The 21,553-nt window shown below is 58.5% G+C and carries 16 protein-coding genes; 4 read left to right on the forward strand and 12 right to left on the reverse strand.

Annotation, left to right across the window (positions count from 1 at the left end):
- Nucleotides 1-591: endonuclease/exonuclease/phosphatase family protein (locus AB5Y92_RS07095; RefSeq protein WP_368226158.1), on the forward strand; the 591-nt coding region annotated here is incomplete at its 5' end.
- A gap of 123 nt (nt 592-714) precedes the next feature.
- Here the strand turns inward: AB5Y92_RS07095 and AB5Y92_RS07100 are convergent.
- The 9 genes from AB5Y92_RS07100 to AB5Y92_RS07140 all read right to left on the reverse strand — a co-directional run bounded on the left by AB5Y92_RS07100 (nt 715) and on the right by AB5Y92_RS07140 (nt 11,659).
- The gene (locus AB5Y92_RS07100; protein WP_223849348.1) at nt 715-1,011 is read right to left on the reverse strand and encodes a GrxA family glutaredoxin; all 297 of its coding nucleotides are present in this window, start codon (nt 1,009-1,011) and stop codon (nt 715-717) included.
- A 94-nt stretch (nt 1,012-1,105) separates the two neighbouring features.
- Entirely contained in the window at nt 1,106-2,545 is a 1,440-nt protein-coding gene (gene dacB, locus AB5Y92_RS07105) for a D-alanyl-D-alanine carboxypeptidase/D-alanyl-D-alanine-endopeptidase (RefSeq protein WP_058056004.1), read from the reverse strand.
- A 112-nt stretch (nt 2,546-2,657) separates the two neighbouring features.
- Nucleotides 2,658-4,418 carry a DEAD/DEAH box helicase gene (locus AB5Y92_RS07110; RefSeq protein WP_368226161.1) on the reverse strand — a complete coding sequence of 587 codons (1,761 nt, stop codon included), beginning with the start codon at nt 4,416-4,418 and terminating at the stop codon, nt 2,658-2,660.
- Nucleotides 4,419-4,533: 115 nt separating this feature from the next.
- A complete protein-coding gene (locus tag AB5Y92_RS07115) occupies nt 4,534-5,571 on the reverse strand; it encodes an HlyD family secretion protein (protein WP_064336863.1) in 1,038 nt (345 codons plus the stop codon).
- Between the two features lie 3 nt (nt 5,572-5,574).
- Nucleotides 5,575-5,913: a DUF3302 domain-containing protein gene (locus AB5Y92_RS07120; protein WP_005337862.1), complete on the reverse strand. Its 339-nt coding sequence runs from the start codon at nt 5,911-5,913 to the stop codon at nt 5,575-5,577.
- 223 nt (nt 5,914-6,136) lie between these two features.
- Nucleotides 6,137-7,558, reverse strand: coding sequence for a carbon starvation protein A (locus tag AB5Y92_RS07125; RefSeq protein ID WP_005350521.1), 1,422 nt, complete (start codon nt 7,556-7,558; stop codon nt 6,137-6,139).
- Between the two features lie 140 nt (nt 7,559-7,698).
- On the reverse strand, nt 7,699-8,403 hold the full coding sequence (btsR, locus tag AB5Y92_RS07130) for a two-component system response regulator BtsR (RefSeq protein WP_120415261.1): 705 nt from the start codon (nt 8,401-8,403) through the stop codon (nt 7,699-7,701).
- The gene (locus AB5Y92_RS07135) at nt 8,400-10,070 is read right to left on the reverse strand and encodes a LytS/YhcK type 5TM receptor domain-containing protein (protein WP_368226165.1); all 1,671 of its coding nucleotides are present in this window, start codon (nt 10,068-10,070) and stop codon (nt 8,400-8,402) included. The genes btsR and AB5Y92_RS07135 overlap by 4 nt, the downstream gene beginning before the upstream one ends.
- A 353-nt stretch (nt 10,071-10,423) precedes the next feature.
- Entirely contained in the window at nt 10,424-11,659 is a 1,236-nt protein-coding gene (locus AB5Y92_RS07140) for an HD-GYP domain-containing protein (RefSeq protein WP_042080247.1), read from the reverse strand.
- A 230-nt stretch (nt 11,660-11,889) separates the two neighbouring features.
- Here AB5Y92_RS07140 and AB5Y92_RS07145 point away from each other — a divergent pair, with 230 nt between their 5' ends.
- Complete coding sequence (locus AB5Y92_RS07145; RefSeq protein WP_164537183.1) at nt 11,890-13,506, forward strand: phosphoethanolamine transferase; 1,617 nt, start codon at nt 11,890-11,892, stop codon at nt 13,504-13,506.
- A 71-nt stretch (nt 13,507-13,577) separates the two neighbouring features.
- Here the strand turns inward: AB5Y92_RS07145 and AB5Y92_RS07150 are convergent, their stop codons facing one another.
- From AB5Y92_RS07150 to nagB, 3 genes are read right to left on the reverse strand one after another with little or no spacing between them, the layout of a single operon-like run.
- The gene (locus AB5Y92_RS07150) at nt 13,578-14,792 is read right to left on the reverse strand and encodes an ROK family protein (protein WP_005334312.1); all 1,215 of its coding nucleotides are present in this window, start codon (nt 14,790-14,792) and stop codon (nt 13,578-13,580) included.
- 4 nt (nt 14,793-14,796) lie between these two features.
- The gene (nagA, locus tag AB5Y92_RS07155) at nt 14,797-15,942 is read right to left on the reverse strand and encodes an N-acetylglucosamine-6-phosphate deacetylase (protein ID WP_368226167.1); all 1,146 of its coding nucleotides are present in this window, start codon (nt 15,940-15,942) and stop codon (nt 14,797-14,799) included.
- Between the two features lie 9 nt (nt 15,943-15,951).
- The gene (gene nagB / locus AB5Y92_RS07160; RefSeq protein WP_368226169.1) at nt 15,952-16,752 is read right to left on the reverse strand and encodes a glucosamine-6-phosphate deaminase; all 801 of its coding nucleotides are present in this window, start codon (nt 16,750-16,752) and stop codon (nt 15,952-15,954) included.
- Nucleotides 16,753-17,025: 273 nt separating this feature from the next.
- On the opposite strand from nagB, the gene nagE reads away from it, so the two are divergent.
- Both nagE and AB5Y92_RS07170 read left to right on the forward strand, forming a co-directional pair.
- A complete protein-coding gene (gene nagE / locus AB5Y92_RS07165) occupies nt 17,026-18,504 on the forward strand; it encodes an N-acetylglucosamine-specific PTS transporter subunit IIBC (protein ID WP_368226172.1) in 1,479 nt (492 codons plus the stop codon).
- Nucleotides 18,505-18,625: 121 nt separating this feature from the next.
- Nucleotides 18,626-21,289 (forward strand): beta-N-acetylhexosaminidase, encoded by a 2,664-nt coding sequence (locus AB5Y92_RS07170; protein ID WP_368226175.1) that lies wholly within the window; start codon nt 18,626-18,628, stop codon nt 21,287-21,289.
- The last annotated feature ends 264 nt before the right edge of the window (nt 21,290-21,553 follow it).

The raw sequence follows: 21,553 nt of genomic DNA on the forward strand, positions 1-21,553 counted from the left end.
CTGGTGCTGCTGCAAGAGTCGGCCACCCGTCCAGATATGCTCGACTGGCTGCGCGCCGGTGATTTCCAGTGGCAACAGCTGCAAGCCTTCACCCAGGGCGGCGTGTCGTTCGGGGTTATGACGGTGGCCAAGACCCCGCAGGCGTTCGTCTGTGGCGTGCGCTCTCCCGAACCCTTGCTGCGCATTCCCAAATCCGGGCTGGTGAGCCTCTATCCGCTGCAGGGCGATCCTGATGGCGTGATGGTCATCAATATCCATGCGGTCAATTTCGAGCTGGGGATGGCGACCTTCCGCGAGCAGCTTAACGATTTGACTGCGCTGGTGCGCCGCCATCAGGGGCCGGTGATCCTGGCCGGTGATTTCAACACCTGGAGCGACAAGCGTCAGTTTTGGCTGAACAAGCTGGTGGACGAGCTGGGGCTACAAGAGGCCGTGCCGGTGCCTGACCTGCGCCGCACCGCCTTCGGTCGCCCGCTGGATCACCTCTACTACCGCAATCTGGACCTGGTTGAGGTGAGTTCACCGGCGACCGACAGTTCGGATCACAACCCCATCATTGCGCGCTTTGCCGCCCAGTCTGTGACTCCCTGACTCCAGTCTGTGACTTCCTGACAAGGGATGGTGCGAGTTCCGCTAATAAAAAAATCCGGCGCCTGATGGCGCCGGATTTTTTTACGCTCTGGCGGTCAACCCGTTCGGGATGACCCGCAGGCATTACTGGTAGAGACCCAGATTCGCTTTGGCGTAGGCTTCGAAGTCGGTACAGCCGCCGATGTGCTGCTCGTCCAGGAAGATCTGCGGCACGGTATTGACCGGCTTGCCGGCGCTCTTGGCCAGATCTTCTTTGGTGATCCCTTCGGCATGGATATCCACGTAGCGGAATTTGAAGTCATCGCGCTGTTCGGTCAGCTGCTCGGCGATCTGTACGGCACGGACACAGTAGGGGCAACCCGGGCGACCAAAAATCACTGCAAACATATTTTCTCTCCGTTTTTTAAGCCGTTTATGTATGGCCGTTGATATGAGGCAGGCAACAGCATAGCCCTGCCTTGTGGCGACTTGAAGCCGAAATTATCGATACCGTGATTCGAGTGGGCCTATTGGCTCAGCTCTCATCGGCGATCTGGATCGGCTGCTGTTGATAGATGCTCTCCAGCACCCCCTTCTCGAATACGGTCCAGGGCCACGGCGCCTTGCTGGCACGGTAGCGCTCATGGGTGGCCGGATCTTGGGACAGGCCACGCTGGAACATCACGAACGCCTTGCGCTGGCCGCCTGCCGTGTCGATAAAGCCCACCAGATTGGAGGTGCCGGTGATGGTGCCGGTCTTGGCATGGACCTTGTTCTTCATCATGGGGGCGGTGACGCTGCGGCGCCACGCCAGGGTGCCATCCACCTGAGAGCTTGGCAGCAGCTTGATCAGGCCAAGCTCGGCATCATTCTTCTGGATGAAGTTGAGCACCGACATCATCTGACGGGCGCTGATGAGATTGTGAGCGGAGAGACCGGAGCCATCGGCCAGGGTGGCGTTGCCCAGATCGATGCCGTTCTTGGTCAGGATGGCGCGCACCGCCATGGTGCCGCTGCGATAGCTGCCCGGCTTGTTGTAGTAGTGACGACCCACGGTTTTGAGGAAGGTATCGGCATAGAGGTTGTCCGATTTCTTCAGCATCTTGGCGAGCATCACCGGCAGGGAGACCGAGTAGTGGGTGCCGAGGGTCTCAGCCCCTTCAGGGGCCTTGTGGGTGACCCGCAGCAGGCCATCATGCTTGATACCGGCCCGGTTCATCGCCCAGCGGATGTTGTCCCAGCCCCAAGCCTCCACATCGTGAATGGCGAAACGCAGACCCTGCGGCTCCTTGTTCGGAGTGATGCAGCCCTTGAGCTCGTAGAAGTTGCCCTTGGCCATGTCCACTTCCAGTGCGCAGAACTGGCGCGCCATGTCGCCATAGCTCATCACTTCCACGTTGTCGGCACCGATGCCGATGGGGACGCCGGTAGCTACATTGCCCACCGCCGGTTTGCCAATCTGGGTGGCAGTGATGGTGCCGTAGGCGCAGTTCTTGTCGATGATGACCGAGGAGACAGGAGCGGCGAAGCAGAGGGTCTGATCTCCCCACGACCAGCCATTGCCGCGCTCGTAGCCGTTGTAGGCGCCGGTGTTGACGTAGACATTGCCCTTGATGCTGCTGACGCCTAGTTGCTTGAACAGGGCCAGCAGATCCATGCGGGAGAGGGTGGGGTCGCCGACGAAGTTGATCCAGATATCGCCGTTGATGGTGTCACCCTGTTTGGCTCCGGGCTGGGCCTGAATATCGGTGGCGAAGCGGAAGTCGGCACCCAGCTCGAGGCGGGCCGCCAGCGCGGTGAGCACCTTCATGGTGGAGGCGGGGGCGATCATCTGATCGGCGTGGCGGGCGAACTCGACGCCGTTATTGCCCTGCACCATGATGGCGTACTGGCCACCCTGAGGGGGCGTCAGCGGGGCGGCATGAGCCGCCAGAGAAGAAAAGAGAGCACAAAAACCAATCAACAGCCGCTGCATAACATCCTCTAACGTGACGAAGGGCCCGGCAGTGGTGCCGACCCTGATAATTCAACCAGCCGATGCGGGATCGACGGGATAACACAATTCATGCCATGTATGCCGGTCGCCATCATGTCATCGAGTTGGCGGTACGATAGCGACCCTCATAATCAAAAATTTTCTCTTTTATCTGCCAGAAGCGACCCGATTTGCGGGCGATGACAAAATCCGGATGACGGAACTGGCTTTGAGCGGCCAGCACGCTCGCCAGGGTGGCAAATTCGGGCTCCAGCCCCGGGGCGGGCCAATGATGACGCACAAAGTGCTGTTGAAACAAGCGCCGTGCGCCCGGGGAGTGAAATCCGAAGTATTCACTGAGGGTCAGCCCATCCTCATCGTGGTAGGTCACCTCCAGCCGCTCCCCCTGTTTGCCGCGCCCTGCGGTGAGGGTTAGCCCCGCACAGCGGATCACCATGCAATCCTTGAGATTGAGCGCCTCTTTGAGCTTGTCGTCAGGGTCGACCAGCAGCTGATCGCAGCTCTGGCAGCGGCGGGCGGCGATGTCGTTCTCCGCGCCACAGCCGGGGCAGATCTTGGCGCGAAAGCGGTAGTCGCACTCCTCGCGGTTACCCTCATCATCTTCAAACAGCCCCTGACAGCGGCGACCGTAGTGCTCGATCACCTTGCCATCCTCGTCGGTTTTGCCCCAGAAGGTGTTGGCAAAACCGCAGGCGGGGCAGGGCACCTGTACCGGCTCGGTACCGGCGTGGGGGCGAGGCTCCCCCACTTCGGGGGCAAACAGGTTGAAGTTGTTGCCGGCGTAGTCGAGCACCAGACAATCCTCCTTGCCCGGCGAGAGGCGCAAGCCCCGCCCGACGATCTGCTGATAGAGCGAGACCGACTCGGTGGGGCGCAGCATCACGATAAGATCGACGTGGGGGGCGTCGAAGCCGGTGGTGAGCACCGCCACGTTGACCAGAAACTTGAGCTCCCGCGCCTTGAAGGCGTTGATTAGAGCATCGCGCTCCGGCCCCGGTGTCTCGCCGGTGATAAGGGCCGCCTGCTGGCCTCTGGCGCCAAGCAGACCGTGGATTTCACGGGCATGCTCGACGGTGGCGGCGAAAATCATCACCCCTTGCCGGTCGGCGGCATACTCCAGCACCTGACTCAGGATATGGGGGGTGACCCGCTGCTGGCGTTTGAGCTCGCCGTTGAGATCCGCCTCGCTGAAGAGGCCGTTCTCCCGCGGCACCAGCTTGCTGAAGTCGTAGTGAACGATGGGGGCATCCACCATGCGGGGCGGCGTCAGGTACCCGTTTTTCACCATAAAACGCAAGGGCAGCTCGAACACGCAGTCGCCGAACAGCCGCTCGCCGTGGCTTTTGACCATGCCGTGGTAGTGGCGCCGGTAGATCCAGCCCAGCCCGAGCCGATAGGGGGTGGCGGTGAGACCAAGGATCTTGAGGGCCGGATTGGTAGCCTTGAGATGATCGATCACCTGATGGTACTGGCTGTCATCATCGAGCGAGACCCGATGGCACTCGTCGATGATGAGCAGCGAAAACGCTCCGTCGAAGGCAGCCAGATTGCGGGCAACCGACTGCACCGAGCCAAACACCACCTGGGCGCTCGCCTCCTTGCGAGCCAGTCCGGCGGCGAAGATGTCGGCCTTGAGCCCCCACGCCTCGTACTTGGCGTGGTTCTGCTCCACCAGCTCCTTGACGTGGGCCAGCACCAGCACCCGGCCGCGCGCTTTGCGGGCCAGCTCGGCGATCACCAGACTCTTGCCGGCACCGGTGGGCAGCACTACCACGGCGGGATCCGGGTGTTTGCGAAAGTGGCTGATCACGGCGTTGACGGCGTCGGTCTGATAGGGTCTGAGAACGAACATGCAGGCTTGGGTGTGTCGATGTGGGGTGGTGCAGGATGGCGCCATTATAGGGTGCTTGCCGTCACAAAAACAGCGGGCCGGCATGATGCCGGCCCGCAGGGTGCTTGGGTGCTGATCAATGGAACGGGAAGATGTAGTTCATCCAGCTTGCCATGCGCAGCAGTACTTTGCGCATCACAGATACATGGTGGAAGTAGTGGGTATAGATGGCAGCCTGCCCGCTGGAGCCTGCTATTACCTGATACTTGGCCCACTCGGGGTCGGTAATGGAGATGACTACCGGCAGGCGACCCGGACGCACCGCCGTGGTCTGATCCAGCAGACCGGCGTTAGCCTGCACGTTACCGGCGGCAATGGCCGGAACCACGGCTGTCACCTTGCCTTTGAAGATTTTGCCGGGTACGCCATCGATCACCACTTCGGCCTCATCACCCACCGCCAGTCGTTGCATGCTGTTCTGCCAGAACCAGCCGACGTAGGCAGTGTCATCCTTGTGGATGAAGGTCATCACCGGACGGTACATAAACGGGGTGGCGATCATGCCTGGACGCAGGGCAAGCTGCACCACATGGCCATCGCTCGGGGCATAGACCACGGTTTGGGACTGCTGGTACTTGGCTTCCATCAGCTGGGCTTGCAGATCGTTCAGGGTGGCTTTCTGCTGGTCAATCTGGGCCACGATGTCATCCACGTTGGCCTGGGTGACGTCGAGGTCGCGCTGCTTGCCCACGCCACGGCGCATCAGGTCGCTGGCACGATCCCGATCCAGCCTGGCGGAGCGCAGTCTTGCCTCAATGGACTTGAGGTGCTCGCGGTTGGATTCGACCCGTGCGGTGAGGCTATCCACTTTCAGACGGAACGGCTCATCATCAAGGCGAAACAGCACGTCGCCTTTTTTCACCGGCTGGTTGGCCTGCACCGGAACCTCAACGACCCGGCCCTTAACCAGCGGCACTATGGGGGTGGAGACGTAGTAGTTGCGCGCCATCTCGGAGTAGGGGTGGTTGTAGTTCATCAGCATGATCAAGGTGCCGATGAGCAGCACGCCACCCAGTGCTGCGGTGGGGACGGTCCACTTGTTGAGCGGGATGCGGAAGATTTTGAAGATGGCGACACACAGCGCCGTGTAGGTCAGGATCAGTAGCAGGTCCATGGTTTATCCCTGTTGCTCACTCTGTTCGATAGTGTTGATACGGCTCTTCAGATCCGCCAACTCCTGCTTGAGGGCCGCCAGCTCCTCTTCATCTTTTTGCAGCCGCTGGCTAAAGCCCCAGCCGCGATCGGGGCGATAGATGGTTGCCCAGATCCAGAGGAAGGGCCACAGCACATGCAGGGTAAACAGGCTTACCCAGCCTGCCACGTGAATGGCATCCTGATGAGGGTGATTCCGATGTTTGGCAATCTCGTAAGGAATATCGTGGATAACGATGACGCCATAAAAAATGACCAGCCCGACAAAGACGAGCAGACCAAGTGCAAAATAATCAAGGGCCATTTATAACCTCCACTGGCATGACGCACAGCTTAATCATTGGTTCCAACAAGCACTAAAGCAATTAAGAATCACACATTTATCGTCAGTTCGCCCGGAATCTTAAAGCTATTCGCTGTATTGAAGCTGAAGCCGTTCAACAGTTGCATTATTAGTTTTTTTGTCATTAAAAAAGGCGCCATCAGGCGCCTTTTTTGTGCTGCTTTCGCTGCATTTTTTGCTGTTTTTACCCTTCGCTGGTACTGCTGACCAGCGGCTGGCGGAACTTCATCAGGAAGGCCACGGTAATGGCCGCCGTTGCAGTCAGGCCGATGATGGTGGAGGTCCCCATCTCCAGCCCGAACCCGATGGGGGCGTTGGCCAGATAGGTGATCACAACAGCAGTCATGAACATGGCGGGAATGGTGCAGATCCAGTGCAGCTTGCCCTCTTTGATGAGGTAGGCAGCCGCAGCCCACAGCATGATGACGGCGGTGGTCTGGTTGGCCCAGCCGAAGTAGCGCCAGATCACCCCGAATTCAGCCTTGGAGATGATGAAACCAAGGATAAACATGGGGATGGCAATCAGCAGACGCTTGGCCAGCGGCTTCTGGGTCATCTTCAGGAAGTCCGCCACGATCAGGCGAGCACTGCGAAACGCGGTGTCACCGGAGGTGATGGGCAGGATCACCACGCCGAGGATGGCCAGAATGCCGCCGACTGTGCCGAGCAGGCTGGTGGAGACTTCATGTACCACGGCTGCCGGGCCGCCGTTGGCCATGGTAGCGTTGAGCGCTTCGGTGCTGTCGTAGAAGGAAAGACCCAGGGTGCACCAGATAAGGGCGATGATCCCTTCACCGATCATTGCGCCGTAGAAGATGAAGCGGCCGGATTTTTCGTTCTGCATGCAGCGCGCCATCAGTGGTGACTGGGTGGCGTGGAAGCCTGATACCGCGCCACAGGCGATGGTGATGAAGAGCAGCGGCCACAGCGGCAGTTCGGTCGGGTGCAGGTTGGAGAAGTCCATCCCGGTGTTGTAGAAGCCTTTGCCGGAGGCGATCAGGCCAACGATGAGGCCGACCGACATGAAGACCAGCAGGGCGCCGAAGATGGGATAGAAGCGACCGATGATCTTGTCGATGGGGACTATGGTCGCGAGGATGTAGTAAGCAAAAATCGCCACAATCCAGTAGACCAGATCGGTGGAGGTGAGGTTGGCGAGCAAGCCGGCCGGGCTCAGCACGAATACCACGCCCACCAGCATCAGCAGCACCACGGCAAACAGGTTCATGAAGTGCTTGGCGGCTGTGCCCAGATGCTCACCGACCACGGTTGGCACCGAGGCCCCCTTGGCGCGCACCGACAGCATGCCGGAGAAGTAGTCATGTACCGCACCGGCGAAGATGCAGCCAAAGACGATCCAGAGCATGGCGACCGGGCCGTAGAGGGCACCCAGGATGGGGCCAAAGATAGGGCCAACGCCTGCGATGTTGAGCAGTTGAACCAGATAGACTTTCTTGTCCGACATCGGGACATAGTCCACCCCGTCAGCCATGGTGATGGCGGGGGTTTTCAGCTCGGGTTTCGGGCTGAATATCCGTTCGATGAATTTGCCGTATATGAAGTAGCCGGCCACAAGTAAGCCGACACAGAGGAAGAACCAGATCATTGCTACGCTCCTGCATTGTTATTTTTTAGTGTGCAGAGCGAGTCTAAAACGGTTGCGCCTGACTGGCAGGTGAAACTCCCCGAGCGGCGCTTTGGCGCGCCGAGCGGTCGGCGGCTGTGATCAGGCGCACACTCCGCGGCTTAGTCCAGCCCCAGCTGATCTTTGAGCTCCTTTAGGTAGCGACGACTGACCGGCACCCGGGCGCCGCTCGGGGTGACAATCTCTGCCAGCTGGTTATCCAGCAGCCGGATCTCGAAGATGGCATTGGGGGAGACCAGATACTGGCGGTGGCAGCGCAGCAGCGGGCTCTTTTCTTCCAGCGATTTGAGGGTGAGCTGGGTGTGGAACAGCTCGCCCTGACAGGCCACATGGACCCCGCCCAGATCGGAAAAGGCATACTCCACCTGCGCGATGGGCAGCAGCCTGACCCGATTGTGCAGATAGCCCGGAATATGTTCGATGGTGGGGGCCAGCCGCTCGATGGGCTGCGGGGAGATATCCTGCTTGAGGCGAGCGAGGGTCTTGGCGAGGCGCGCGGGCTCCACCGGTTTGAGCAGGTAGTCGAAGGCGTTCTCTTCAAAGGCCTGAATGGCATATTCGTCAAAGGCGGTAACAAAGACGATACGGGGCAGGGGGTCGAGCATGGCGACCAGCTCCATACCGCTCAGCTTGGGCATCTGGATATCGAGGAACACCACATCAGGCTTGAGGCGCTGAATAAGCGGCAGCGCCTCTATGGCGTTGGCCGCTTCCCCCACCATCTCGATGGCGGGATCGCAGGCAAGGTGCTGTTTCAGCTCCTCACGGGCGTAGAGTTCGTCATCAACTATCAGTGTGCGGATCATGGTTGCTCCTTGGGAATGGTGAACGACACCCGGGTCCACTGCTCCGGCTCACACTCTATGGTCACGCCGTAGCGTTCGCCAAAGGCGCTTTTGAGCCGCCGGTCGACGATGGTCATGCCCAGCCCGTCACCGGCCGGACGCGGTTGCCAGGCGCCAGCATTGTCCTCCACATGGATGGTGACGCTGGCGGGATGCTCATCGGTCCAGAGGCGAATACGCCCTTGCTCCAGCAGAGTCGAGATGCCGTGCTTGATGGCATTCTCGATCAGCGGTTGCAGAGTGAAGCTGGGCAGTCGCAGTGTGGCCAGATGGGGCGGGATCTCGTTTATCACCGTCAGCCGATCGCCAAAACGGGCCAGCTCGATCTCCAGATAGGATTGGCAGTGCTCCTGCTCCTCCTGCAGAGTCGCAAGGCCGCTCTGGCGTTTGAGGTTCTTGCGAAAGAACAGCGACAGATGCAGCAGCAGATCCCGCGCCTTGTCCGGATCGCGCCGGGTGATGGCACTGATGGTGTTGAGGGTGTTGAACAGAAAGTGGGGGTTGATCTGGGCCTGGATAAGTTTCAACTCGGACTGCACCAGCAGCCGCTGATGTTGCTCCAGCCGGCCGGCCAGCAACTGTTGTGACAGCAGGTTGGCAATCCCTTCCCCCAGGGTGTGGTTGATCTTGAGAAACAGCCGCTTCTTCGGCTCGTAGAGCTTGATGGTGCCGATCACTCCTTTGTCCCCCTGCAGCGGGATCACCAGCACCGAGCCCAGCTGGCATGCGGAGGAGAGGCTGCAGCGATAGGGCTGGCTGTTGCCATCGGCAAACAGCACCTTGTTCTGGGCGATGGCCTGCATGGTGATGGCTGACGCAATGGGGGTACCCGGCAGATGGTGATCTTCGCCGGTGCCGATAAAGGCGAGGAGCTGCTCGGTGTCCGTGATGGCGACCGCCCCCACGCCTGTCTCCTCCTGAATGATGCGTGCAATCTTGTTGCTCGCCTCCGGGGTAAAGCCCTGACTCATGATCCCCACTGTGCGGTTGGCGATATTGAGCGCCTTGGCGGAGAAGACCCGGGAGAACTTCTCATACATCCGCTGCTGGTCGCGGATCATGCTGATAAAGAGCGCCGCGCCACAGGAGTTGGCCAGAATCATCGGGGTGGCGATGGTGCGCACCAGCAGCAGGGATTTGTCGAACGGGGTCGCCACCAGCAGGATGATCACCATCTGCATGATCTCGGCATAGAGAGTGGTAAAGAAGGCGATGCGTGGTTCAAACAGGGCATCCGTTCGCCCCGAGCGCATCAGTCGCCAGTGCACTATGCCCCCAAGCAACCCCTCGCAAGTGGTGGAGATGGCGCAGGCGAGATCGGTAAATCCCCCCAGCGTATAGCGGTGCAGACCGCCGGTCAGCCCCACCAGAAAGCCCACCAGCGGTCCCCCCAATAATCCCCCCAAGACGGCGCCGACAGCCCGGGTGTTGGCGATGGCATCGTCGATATCGAGGCCCACATAGGTGCCGAGGATACAAAAGCTGGAAAAGATGATGTATATCAGTATCTTGTGAGGTAGTCTCACTGAATAGTTGGCAAGCGGGCGCAGCAGCGGGCTTTTGGAGAAGAGATAGGCGATCACCAGGCTGACGCTCATCTGTTGCAGCAAGGAGAGGACCAACTGCATAAAAAACGCTCCTCATAAGCCAGCTGAAAAAATGTTCAGCCCGTGAATAAGTGTGATCAGGATCTTGTTCTGCTGGCCCAACTGGGCGCAACGGGCCGTCAGTTTGCCAGAACAAGTGGATAAAACCATATTAAATCAGCATGTTAAATTGATATTTGTGTAAGCGGCAGCGGGTTGATATTGATGGATGGAGCATGAATGTATCCGCTGGATACGCCACACGGAGGTGGCATGCTCCGCCCGGCCCCTTGGCTGGGCGTTTTTTATACATGGTCAGTTGGCAACCTTCTGATGGGGGTTTGAGCAATTATTCCGGTTTGTCCAATGAGTTATCCCCAGCTTCTGGGGATAACTCAGAATGCAAAGTAGTAGCAGAAGCGGCGGGTCAGGTTGAAGAACTGCCGTTGTCCCTCATCGAGCTCTTCCTGTTTGATAAAAGCAGTGATGGTGCGTTCATCTTCCCGCAGATCGATCATTGCGACCGCTTCCGGCCGCTGGGCCTTGATATAGGGCAGGATCTTCGGCTTGAGGGGCATGGTGGGCTCGGTGGAGAGCACCAGCGCAATGCTCTCGTCGGAAAGTTTCACCAGTGAACCCGGCGGATAGACCCCCAGCACCTTGACCAGCAACTTGACCAGATTCTGGTCGAACTTCTTCTGGGATAACTTGTAGAGCTGGCTGATGGCCTGACTCGGCGCGGCCGGGTTACCGCTGTTGCGGGGATGGAGCAGCTCGTCGTAGAAGTCGACCAGCCCGATCAGTCGGGCCAGCGGCGGGATCTCCCCGCCCTTGATCCCGAGCGGATAACCGCTGCCGTCGAGCCGTTCGTGGTGCAGATGGGCGACCTGACGGATTTTCGGTTCAAAGGCGTTGAGCTGGGTCAGCATGTCAAATCCGTACTGGGGATGCATATTGAGGAAGTTCTGCTCGGCCTTGTTGAGATCCCCCCGTTTTTGGGTGATCTGGCTCGGGATTTTCAGTTCGCCGATGTCGTGGATAAGTCCCGCAAGTCCCGTCTCCTCAATCTCGATGGGGTTCATGCCGAGTTCGCGTGCCATTAGCATGGCAATGAAAGCCACATTGAGGCTGTGTTGCAGCAAGATATCGGTGTGGGGGCTGCGAATAAGGTGGAGCCCGAGAGGCCCTTCATGCTGACTGAGGGTGAAGGCGGCATTGCGGACGATCTGGGCGGTATTGGCCAGCCCCTCATCCGGTTTGAGGTTCAGCGCCCCGAGTGCATCGCGCAGCTCGCTCATGGATTGGCCAAAGGCTTTGTCGGCGGCGCGCATGGAGCGGCGAAAGGCCTTTTCGTCAAAGGGGGGCGGGCCCGAGGCAATCAGCTCTTCCAGCTCATCAAGATCAGGCCCGGCATCCGGGATATCGCCGCGCAGCAGCGGCTCGATAGGTAGATCGCTCTTGTCGGGGTCGACCATCAGCAGGGTGAGATCAAGATGACGGAGAATGTCGAGTTGCTGCTGATCCTTGATCTTGAAGGTATTGAACATAAACGGGTGGTTGGTCCATCCCGTGGGGAGATGGATATAGTGGCCTACTCTCAATTGCTCTATCGAGGCTTGGATCAGTGCCATCGGTTAACCTGCATTTCGTGAATGCCTACTCAACAAGCTAGCAAAATCCGATGGATAGACAACTAAAAATCCATTTCGGGGCTGCGGAGCACCCCGTGCTGTGATGGTGCGCACGAGCGCCGTGCTTCTCCTCTTAATTCGCGCTTAAGTTTTACTTCCTACGCTGGCCCCGTCGTTTTTGTTGGCTTGGCCGGCCCGCTGCGCTGCAGGCCGGTATGTAGGAGTTGTTTATGCGTGTAACCCTCGGTGTACTGCAGACCAATTTGTTGCTGGTGCTCTTTTTTGCCCTGGTTCTGAACTGGCCAATCTTTTTGCATTTCTATACGGTGCTCAGCGCCCTGACCCATGTCAAAGCCGGATTTGCCATCTCGATCCCGCTGGTGCTGATCGCGGCGCTCAATGCCGTGTTTATTCCCTTCACGTTCCGGTTTGTGCTCAAGCCCTTTTTTACCGTACTCATTCTGACTGGCTCCATCGTCAGCTACGCCATGCTCAAATACGGCGTCATCTTTGATGCAGGCATGATCCAGAACATAGTAGAGACCAACAGCGGTGAGGCGGGGGCCTATTTGAATGGCTCCGTTGCACTCTGGTTTCTGCTGACCGGGCTGTTGCCTGTTCTGGTGCTCTGGTCACTGCGGATCCGCTATCCGGCTCGCTGGTATCAGGGGTTGGCGTTGCGGGCTGGTGCACTGGCTATCTCTCTGCTGTTTATCGGGGGCGTCGCGTCACTTTACTATCAGGATTACGCCTCGGTCGGGCGCAACAACAAGTCGCTGGCCAAAGAGATTGTGCCCGCCAACTATGTGCACGGCCTCTATAAATATGGGCGGGATGTGCTGTTTGCCACGCCGATCCCCTACCAGCATCTGGGGACCGATGCCAGGGTGGTGGCACGGGGAAGCAAGCCGACTTTGATGTTCCTGGTGGTGGGGGAGACGGCGCGCAGCCAGAACTACTCCCTTAACGGGTATGGCAAGGCGACCAACAGCTTTACGGCAAAAGAGCAGGGAGTGGTGTCGTTCAAAGATGTGCGCTCCTGCGGGACTGCTACTGCGGTTTCGGTGCCCTGCATGTTCTCCAACCTCACGCGCCGTGGCTACGATGACCAGCTTGCCAGCTCCCGTGACGGCCTGCTCGATGTGCTGCAACATGCCGGAGTCTCGGTATTGTGGAAAGAGAACGATGGCGGCTGCAAAGGGGTGTGTCGCAATGTGCCGACCATCGAGATCCTTCCCAAATCCTATCCTGCGCTCTGTCAGGGGGAGTCTTGCTATGACGAGGTGCTGCTGGAGGGGCTGGATCAGCAGATTGCCGGCATGAAGGGCAACAAGCTGGTGGCTTTTCATCTGATGGGCAGCCATGGCCCGACCTATTTTCGTCGTTATCCTGCCAGCGAGCGCGTCTTTATGCCGGACTGCCCGCGCAGCGACATCGAAAACTGCAGCAACGAAGAGCTGGTCAACACCTATGACAACACCATCCGCTACACCGACAAGGTGGTGGGGCTGTTGATAGACAAGCTCAAGTCGCTGGAGAGCCAGTATGATGTGGGGCTGGTCTATCTCTCCGATCACGGCGAATCCCTTGGGGCCATGGGGCTCTATCTGCACGGCACGCCATACAAGTTTGCGCCGGATGATCAGACACGGGTGCCGCTGCTGACCTGGTTCTCGCCCCAGTTGCAGGCCGATCGCCAGCTTGATATGGGTTGCCTGGCGGCGGAGGCGAGCAGTCAGCGCTTCTCCCATGACAACCTCTTTCACTCCATGCTGGGGATCATGGATGTGCAGACCAAGGTTTACGACGGGGCTCTGGATCTGTTCAAACCGTGCCGGGCGGGCTAAACCGCCAGCAAGCACACAATAGAAAACGGCAGCCAGTGGCTGCCGTTTGGTTATCTCGCAAGATCAGTGTTTTACTTCTGCTCCATGATGATCTGCAGCAGATCCCCCTCCAGCAGGGCGCGCTTGACCAGCGCAAAGCCGCCATAGGTCGGCTGGTTCTGGAAGCGGGCTTTCACGATGGGTAGGCCACGGTGGAAGCTCGGCAGGGATTGATGCTCGACGCAGCGACGGATGGCCGGGAAGAGGATCTCTTCGGCGGCGGTGATTTCGCCGGCGATCAGTACCTTCTGCGGGTTGAACAGGTTGACCGTGATGGCCACTGCTCGTCCCAGATGCTCACCCACGTTCTCGATGACGCTGCGGGCCAGTTCATCGCCCGCCAGCGCCGCCTTGCACACCTCCTGAATGGTGATGTGCTTCTCCTGCAGCGCGCTCTGGTGACCTCGGCTGATGAGCTCCTTCACTTTGTCGATGATCGCTTCGTTGGAGGCGATGGTCTCGAGGCAGCCGAAGTTGCCACAGTGGCAGCGCTTGCCGAGCGGCTCGACCTGAATATGGCCGATCTCGCCGACGTTGCGGTTCTGACCGAGGAACACCTGACCCTTGGTGATGATCCCGGAGCCCGTCCCCTGGTGGACGCTCACCAGAATGGAGTCCATGCAGTCGCGGGACTCGCCGAAGAAGTGTTCGGCCAGTGCCAGCGAGCGGGTGTCGTTGCCCACGTAGCAGGGGAGGTTGAAGTGGTTCTCAAGCAGCTTCGCCAACCCCAGATTACGGATCTGGTACTTGGGGGTGTAGATGACCATACCGGATTCCGGGTTGACCAGACCCGGCATGGTCAGCGCGATGCTGATGAGGTTGCGACAGCGTTCGCGGTTGGCATCGATAAAGGCGCCAATCTCTCGCAGCAGCATGTCGACCACGGGTTGCTGGTCGATCTCGGTCACCTGAATGACGTGCTGGTCGAGCTCCTTGCCATCTAGGTCATAGAGACTCAGTTGCAGGTAGCCGCGGCCCAGCTTGGCAGAGACAAACTGAAAGCGATGTTTGATGGTGGTCAGGGAGATGGCACGCCGCCCGCCGGTTGAGGCTTGCGGAGAGGTCTCCTTGATCAGGCCATGCTCGATCAGTTGCCGGGTTATTTTGGTCACGCTGGCCGGGGCCAGCTGACTCAACTCGGCAATCTTGACCCGGGAGATGGGGCCTTGCAGGTCGATGAGCCGATACACGGCTGCACTGTTGACCTGCTTGATAAGATCTACGTTTGCTATTTGTCCGCCAGTCATGATGTCACTGTTGTGTGTAGTGTCCGTTAACCACGGTCCCACGGACCGTGAAGTCCTGATCGAAGACAGTGAGGTTGGCTACTTTACCGACCTGGATACTACCGAGACGTGAGTCCCATCCAATGGCGCGAGCGGGGTAGAGGCTGGCCATTCTCAGTGCTTCATCGAGCGGTAATCCGACCTGCTTGACCAGATTTTCCACCCCCTCAATCATGGTGAGGGAGGAACCGCCGAGTGTACCATTCTCGTCGACACACTGACCATCGCGTAAAAAGACGGTGGTGCCACAAAAATCAAATTTCTCAAAGCCTTCCGGCGCTCCGGCTGCCGCGGTGGCATCGGTGACCAGCACCAGTCTCTCCCCCAGCGCCTTGTGAGCCAGACGCACGTTGGCCCAGTGCACATGGTGCCCATCGACGATGATGCCCGCATAGACATCCTTGCGATCGTAAATGGCGCCCACGACGCCCGGCTCGCGACCGTTGAGGGTCGGGGTCATGGCGTTGTAGAGGTGGGTCGCAAAGCGAATACCGTTATCGAACCCGGCCATGGCCTGATCGTAACTGGCGGCAGTGTGACCGGCCGAGACCAGAATGCCCGCGTCCACCAGACGGCGGATATGGGCCGGCTCGTTGCGCTCCGGTGCCAGGGTGATTTTGGTGATGGTATCCGCGTTGGCGCAGAAGAAGTCGATCATCTCGTCCGCTGGCTGGCGAATTTGCGCGGCAGGGTGGATCCCCTTGCGCTTGAGGTTGGTGTAAGGCCCTTCCAGATGGACGCCCAGCACCTCGTTGGGGTGTGCAGCCATGTAGTCACGGGTCACCGCAACGGCCTGCTTCATGTCGGCATCCGGACTGGTGATCAGGGTCGGCAGGAAGCTGGTGGTACCGGATTTGAGGTTGGCCGCCTGCATGATTGCCAGGGTCTCGACCGTGATCTCGGTGTTGAACATCACACCGCCACAGCCGTTGAGCTGCACGTCGATAAAACCGGCAGTCAGGTTGGCGCCTTTGAGGTCAATCAGCTCGATGCCTGCAGGCAGTTCGGCCAGGTGAGAGATGGCGACAATCTTGTCGCCCTCGATAAGCACCCCGTAGCCGGTCAGCACGCAGCTGCCAGTGTAGAGGGTGCAGTTGGTCAATGCGTACATGACGACTCCTTACAGACGGCCGATGTTGGCGGCTTCCAGCTGCTGGAAGTAGCGAACGGTCTTGACCTTGAGCTCCATGGTGGAGGGCTCGTCGCACACCATCATTCCCTTCGGATGCAGTTGCAGGGTGGAGATGGTCCACATGTGGTTGACGCTGCCTTCCACGGCGGCCTGCAGGGCCAGTGCCTTGCCGTGACCGGTGACCAGGATCATGATCTCTTCCGCATCCATCAGGGTGCCGACACCCACGGTCAGGGCCAGTTTGGGCACCTGCTCCATGTCGCCACCGAAGAAGCGGGAGTTGGCGATGCGGGTGTCTTCGGTCAGGGTCTTGACCCGGGTGCGGGAGGAAAGGGAAGAAGCCGGCTCGTTGAATGCGATGTGGCCGTCATTACCCACGCCACCCATGAACAGGTGGATCTTGCCGTAGGACTTGATCTTCTCTTCGTAGCGCTTGCACTCGGCCACCAGATCCTCGGCATTGCCGTTGAGGATGTTGATGTTCTCGGGACTAATGTCGATGTGGCTGAAGAAGTTGTTGTGCATGAAGCTGTGGTAGCTCTCCGGGTGATCTTCCGGCAGGCCGACGTACTCGTCCATGTTGAAGGTGACCACATTCTGGAAGCTCACTTCACCGGCTTTGTGCAACTCGATCAGGCGCTTGTAGGTGTTGAGCGGGGTGCCACCGGTGGGCAGGCCCAGTACGAAAGGGCGATCGCTGGTCGGCTTGAACGCGTTGATGCGGTCAACGATGTAACGAGCAGACCACAGGCCTACTTGGCTGGCAGATTTCAACGGGATCAGGCGCATATGGGATACCTCTGTGTCGGGTTGCGACCGGTTTGGCGGTGGCAATTGGCTAAGACGGATTCAAGTTGTTTTATAGCGTAAATAAAGATTGCGAACTAAGCCACATCTATCCACCACCTTTATCTTGTTTGGGTGATAACGATCACGATTATCGGTTTATTAATTTGCGCAGCGAAATAAAAGCCCTAGACTGCCAATCAAGCCTTGATGGCTTATGCGTCAAACGTGATAAGCACTTAATTTCTAGAAAAACATTAACTAAGGAGAGGAACCGTGAACATTCTCGGTTATATGCAAAAGATCGGCCGTGCCCTGATGGTGCCGGTAGCGGTATTGCCTGCCGCAGCGATCCTGATGGGGGTTGGCTACTGGATTGACCCGAATGGTTGGGGCGGTGACAGCGCGCTGGCTGCCTTTCTGATTAAGGCGGGTTCGGCACTGATTGATAACATGTCCACCCTGTTTGCGGTGGGCGTTGCTTACGGTATGTCCAAGGATAAAGACGGTTCTGCCGCACTGGCCGGTCTGGTCGGTTTCTTGGTAGTGACCACCCTGTTGAGCCCGGCGACTGTTTCTATGATCAAAGGGATTCCACTTGATCAGGTACCGGCTGCTTTTGGTAAGATTAACAACCAGTTTGTGGGGATCCTGTGTGGTGTTATCGCCGCAGAGCTGTACAACCGCTTCAGCAGCGTCGAGCTGCACAAGGCACTCTCCTTCTTCTCTGGCCGTCGTCTGGTGCCGATTGTAACGTCCGTCGTGATGATCGTCGTATCCTTCGTCCTGATGGCGGTATGGCCGGTAATTTACGGTGGTCTGGTGAGCTTTGGTGAATCCATTGTCAGCCTGGGCTCTACCGGTGCCGGTATCTACGCCTTCTTCAACCGTTTGCTTATCCCGATTGGTCTGCACCACGCCCTGAACTCCGTGTTCTGGTTCAACGTGGCCGGTATCAACGACATCCCGAACTTCCTGGGTGGTCAGGCTACCATCGATGCTGCTCTGGCCGCTGGCAAGAGCCTGGATCAGGTGAAAGGCGTGGTCGGTATGTACCAGGCTGGCTTCTTCCCCATCATGATGTTCGGTCTGCCGGGTGCCGCTCTGGCCATCTACCACTCCGCCAAGAAAGAGAACAAAGAGAAAGTTGCCTCCATCATGATCGCAGCTGCCTTTGCCTCCTTCTTCACCGGTGTAACCGAGCCGCTCGAGTTCTCCTTCATGTTCGTGGCGCCGGTACTGTATGTCATCCACGCCGTACTGACCGGTATCTCCGTGTTCATCGCTGCCTCCATGCAGTGGATGGCCGGTTTCGGTTTCAGTGCCGGTCTGGTGGATATGGTGCTCTCCAGCCGTAACCCGCTGGCGACCAACTGGTACATGCTGATCCCTCAGGGTCTGGTCTTCTTCGGCCTCTACTACACCGTGTTCCGCGTAGTGATTGCCAAGCTGAACCTGAAAACCCCGGGTCGTGAAGATGACGAAGAGAGTGCTCCGGCTGCCGCTCAATCTACTAACCGTACCGAGCTGGCCAAGCAATACCTGGAAGTGCTGGGTGGTCAAGAGAACCTGGTCTCCATCGATGCCTGCATCACCCGTCTGCGTCTGACTCTGAAAGACCGCAGCATCGTCGATGAGCGCAAGCTGAAAGCCCTGGGTGCGGCCGGTGTGGTCAAACTCGGTGAGCAGAACCTGCAGGTGATTCTGGGCCCATTGGCCGAAATCATCGCCGGTGAGATGAAAGCCCTGCGTTAATCGAGCGACTCGCTCACCTCAAGTCTAAGTCCATTGTTGACATAACTAAGGGCCCCGCTCAGGGGCCCCATATAAAAAAGCCAAGAAAATCCAACCTTTACTTCAAATGAGAGCAGCAGTTATGAACTTGAAACATTCTCTGTTAGCCATTGCCATGTCTACCGTTTTTGTCAGCCAGGTCCAGGCAGCCGATGCCGCCAAGCAGGCCGTGGTCGACTCCCTCGCCAACAACCTGGTGGTCAAGTATGAAGTGGTCACCAACGACGGTGCCGGTGCCGGCCTCGATTGCCAGGCGCTGGGTTCCGAGTGGGCGAGCTGTGGCGTTGCCAAGCTGCACCTGACCAATACCGGTGCGGACGTCACCTCCAAAGACTGGAGCATCTACGTCTCTTCCATCCGTCGTATCCAGCGTGTGGATAACGACCAGTTCACCATCACTCACCTGACCGGCGATCTCTATCGTTTGACGCCAACCGAGAAGTTCCAGGGCTTTGCCAAGGATGCCACGGTCGAAGTGCCGCTGGTGGTGGAATACTGGGTACTGTTCGAATCTGACATCATGCCGAACTGGTATGTCGCCAGCGAAGGTGCCGAGCCGAAAGTACTGGCCAGCATGAGCAACATCAATGATGCCAGCACCTACGAGAAGCCGATGCCGGCCGATGGCTGGAAGCGTACCAAGGATGACAAGAACATCCTGATGAACAGCGAGACCCGTTTCGCGGCCAACCAGACCAGCACCCTGCTGCCGGCTGGCAAGATTGACAACCAGATCCTGCCGACCCCGATGAAGCAGGTGGTCAAGGCTGGTCCGCAAATCGACTTCTCTACCATCAAACTCAATGCCCTGGATTTGCCGAGCGATCGCGCCGAGGCCCTGAAGGCTCAACTGACCAAGCTGGGTGTTACCCTCTCCGACACCGGCTACCCGGTGACCATCAAGCTCGGCAGCAAGCTCAAGCAGGCTGAAGGTTATGACATGACCATCGGTCAGAAGGGCACCGTGATCCAGGGTCGCGACATCGACGGGGCATTCTGGGGTGCACAATCCCTGATCTCCCTGCTGGGTGTTGATGACAAGCTGGTGAGCCCGATGACCGTCGAGGATGCGCCGCGCTTCGAATACCGCGGCATGCAGACCGACGTGGCCCGCCACTTCCGCAGTCTGGATACCATGAAGAAGCTGGTTGACCAGATGTCTGCCATGAAGCTCAACGTGCTGCACCTTGGCCTGACCAACGATGAAGGCTGGCGTCTGGAGATCCCGGGTCTGCCGGAGCTGACCCAGGTCGGTAGCCAGCGTTGCCACGACGAGTCCGAAACCAAGTGCCTGATGCCGCAACTGGGTTCCGGCCCGACCAGCGACAACCAGGGTTCCGGTTTCTACAGCAAGTCTGACTACGTGGATCTGGTGCGTTATGCCAAGGCCCGCGGTGTGACCGTGATCCCCGAGATCAACATGCCGGCTCACGCCCGTGCTGCCGTGGTCTCCATGGAAGCGCGCTACAAGCGTCTGATGGCGGAAGGCAAAGAAGCGGAAGCCAACCAGTTCCGTCTGACTGATCCGGCTGATACCTCCAACGTCACCTCGGTCCAGTTCTACGACAAGATGTCCTTCATCAACCCTTGCCAGCCGGGTGCTGCTACCTTCGTGGCCAAGGTAATGGATGAAGTTGCCCAGATGCACCAGGCTGCCGGTCAGCCGCTGACCGCATGGCACTACGGTGGTGATGAGGCGAAGAACATCATGCAGGGCGGTGGCTATCAGGATCCGGCCGTCACCAAGAAAGAAGAGCTGGTCGCCTGGAAAGGCAACGTCGACTCCAGCAAGCAGGACAAGCCGTTTGGCAAGTCTCCGATGTGCCAGAAGATGATCGACGAAGGCAAGATCAAGGAAGTGGGCGAACTGCCGGTTTATTTCGCCAAGGAAGTGGGCCAGATGGTCAAAGACCGCGGCTTCTCTACCCTGCAGGCGTGGGAAGATGGTCTGAAGTACGCCAGCGGTGCCAAGGACTTCGCCACCGACAACACCCGCGTCAACTTCTGGGAAACCCTCTACTGGGGTGGCTTCAATGAAGCGATGAAGTGGGCCCACAAGGGTTACGAAGTGGTGCTGTCCAACCCGGATTACCTCTACTTCGACTTCCCGAACGAAGTACACCCGGCCGAGCGTGGCTACTACTGGGCAACTCGTTTCAACGACACCCGCAAGGTGTTCGCCTTCGCCCCGGAAAACCTGCCGCAGAACGCCGAGACCTCGGTTGACCGCGACGGCAACGCCTTCGTGGCCAAGGGTGACCAGGATCCGGTCAAGTTCAAGGGGATCTCCGGTCAGCAGTGGAGTGAAACCGTGCGTACCGATGCTCAGTATGAGTACATGGTCTACCCGCGTATCTTCTCCGTGGCCGAGCGTGCCTGGCACAAAGGTGGCTTCGAGCTGGATTACGTGAAGAACCGCGAGTTCTCCGGTGAGACCAAGTTCGTCAACAAGGCCACCCTCAACAAAGAGTGGAACCAGTTTGCCAACGTACTGGGTCAGCGCGTGCTGCCGAAACTGGATCAGGCCGGTGTTGAATACCGCCTCTCCGTACCGGGGGCCAAGGTAGTGAACGGTGTGCTGGAAGCGAACGTGGATCTGCCGGGTCTGCCCATCCAGTACAGCCTGGACGGTACCAACTGGAGTGCCTATGACGCCGCGGCCAAGCCGAGCGTGAATGGCAAGGTCTACCTGCGTACCACCAGCTTCGATGGCAAGCGCACCAGCCGTGTCACCGAACTGAACTGATAGCAGTCAACCGTTAACATGAGGTGGGTCGCAAGACCCGCCTTTCCCAAGGGCGATGGCGCATCGGGTTTGGGAAAGGTTGACTGTGCGTGTGAGCCTTTGTTGTGTGTAATTGTCTGTTTTGTGTTTTTCATCACTTTCAGCCCCGCCCAGTGCGGGGCTTTTTTATGGCTATGTCCCAATTACGTGTTGAAAGGCTAATCTTGAAGTAGGCCATCACCTTGAGGTCTACCATCATGGATACCCCAGCCTTTCAACACCTGC

This window comes from Aeromonas sp. R1-1 (genome assembly GCF_040908495.1).
Lineage (GTDB): Bacteria > Pseudomonadota > Gammaproteobacteria > Enterobacterales > Aeromonadaceae > Aeromonas > Aeromonas veronii.

Excerpts from the sequence above, each read along its gene's own strand:
- dacB (WP_058056004.1), bottom strand. The coding sequence starts at position 2,545 with ATGCAGCGGCTGTTGATTGGTTTTTGTGCTCTCTTTTCTTCTCTGGCG.
- AB5Y92_RS07110 (WP_368226161.1), bottom strand. The coding sequence starts at position 4,418 with ATGTTCGTTCTCAGACCCTATCAGACCGACGCCGTCAACGCCGTGATC.
- AB5Y92_RS07115 (WP_064336863.1), bottom strand. The coding sequence starts at position 5,571 with ATGGACCTGCTACTGATCCTGACCTACACGGCGCTGTGTGTCGCCATC.
- AB5Y92_RS07120 (WP_005337862.1), bottom strand. The coding sequence starts at position 5,913 with ATGGCCCTTGATTATTTTGCACTTGGTCTGCTCGTCTTTGTCGGGCTG.
- AB5Y92_RS07125 (WP_005350521.1), bottom strand. The coding sequence starts at position 7,558 with ATGATCTGGTTCTTCCTCTGTGTCGGCTTACTTGTGGCCGGCTACTTC.
- btsR (WP_120415261.1), bottom strand. The coding sequence starts at position 8,403 with ATGATCCGCACACTGATAGTTGATGACGAACTCTACGCCCGTGAGGAG.
- AB5Y92_RS07135 (WP_368226165.1), bottom strand. The coding sequence starts at position 10,070 with ATGCAGTTGGTCCTCTCCTTGCTGCAACAGATGAGCGTCAGCCTGGTG.
- AB5Y92_RS07140 (WP_042080247.1), bottom strand. The coding sequence starts at position 11,659 with ATGGCACTGATCCAAGCCTCGATAGAGCAATTGAGAGTAGGCCACTAT.
- AB5Y92_RS07145 (WP_164537183.1), top strand. The coding sequence starts at position 11,890 with ATGCGTGTAACCCTCGGTGTACTGCAGACCAATTTGTTGCTGGTGCTC.
- AB5Y92_RS07150 (WP_005334312.1), bottom strand. The coding sequence starts at position 14,792 with ATGACTGGCGGACAAATAGCAAACGTAGATCTTATCAAGCAGGTCAAC.
- nagA (WP_368226167.1), bottom strand. The coding sequence starts at position 15,942 with ATGTACGCATTGACCAACTGCACCCTCTACACTGGCAGCTGCGTGCTG.
- nagB (WP_368226169.1), bottom strand. The coding sequence starts at position 16,752 with ATGCGCCTGATCCCGTTGAAATCTGCCAGCCAAGTAGGCCTGTGGTCT.
- AB5Y92_RS07170 (WP_368226175.1), top strand. The coding sequence starts at position 18,626 with ATGAACTTGAAACATTCTCTGTTAGCCATTGCCATGTCTACCGTTTTT.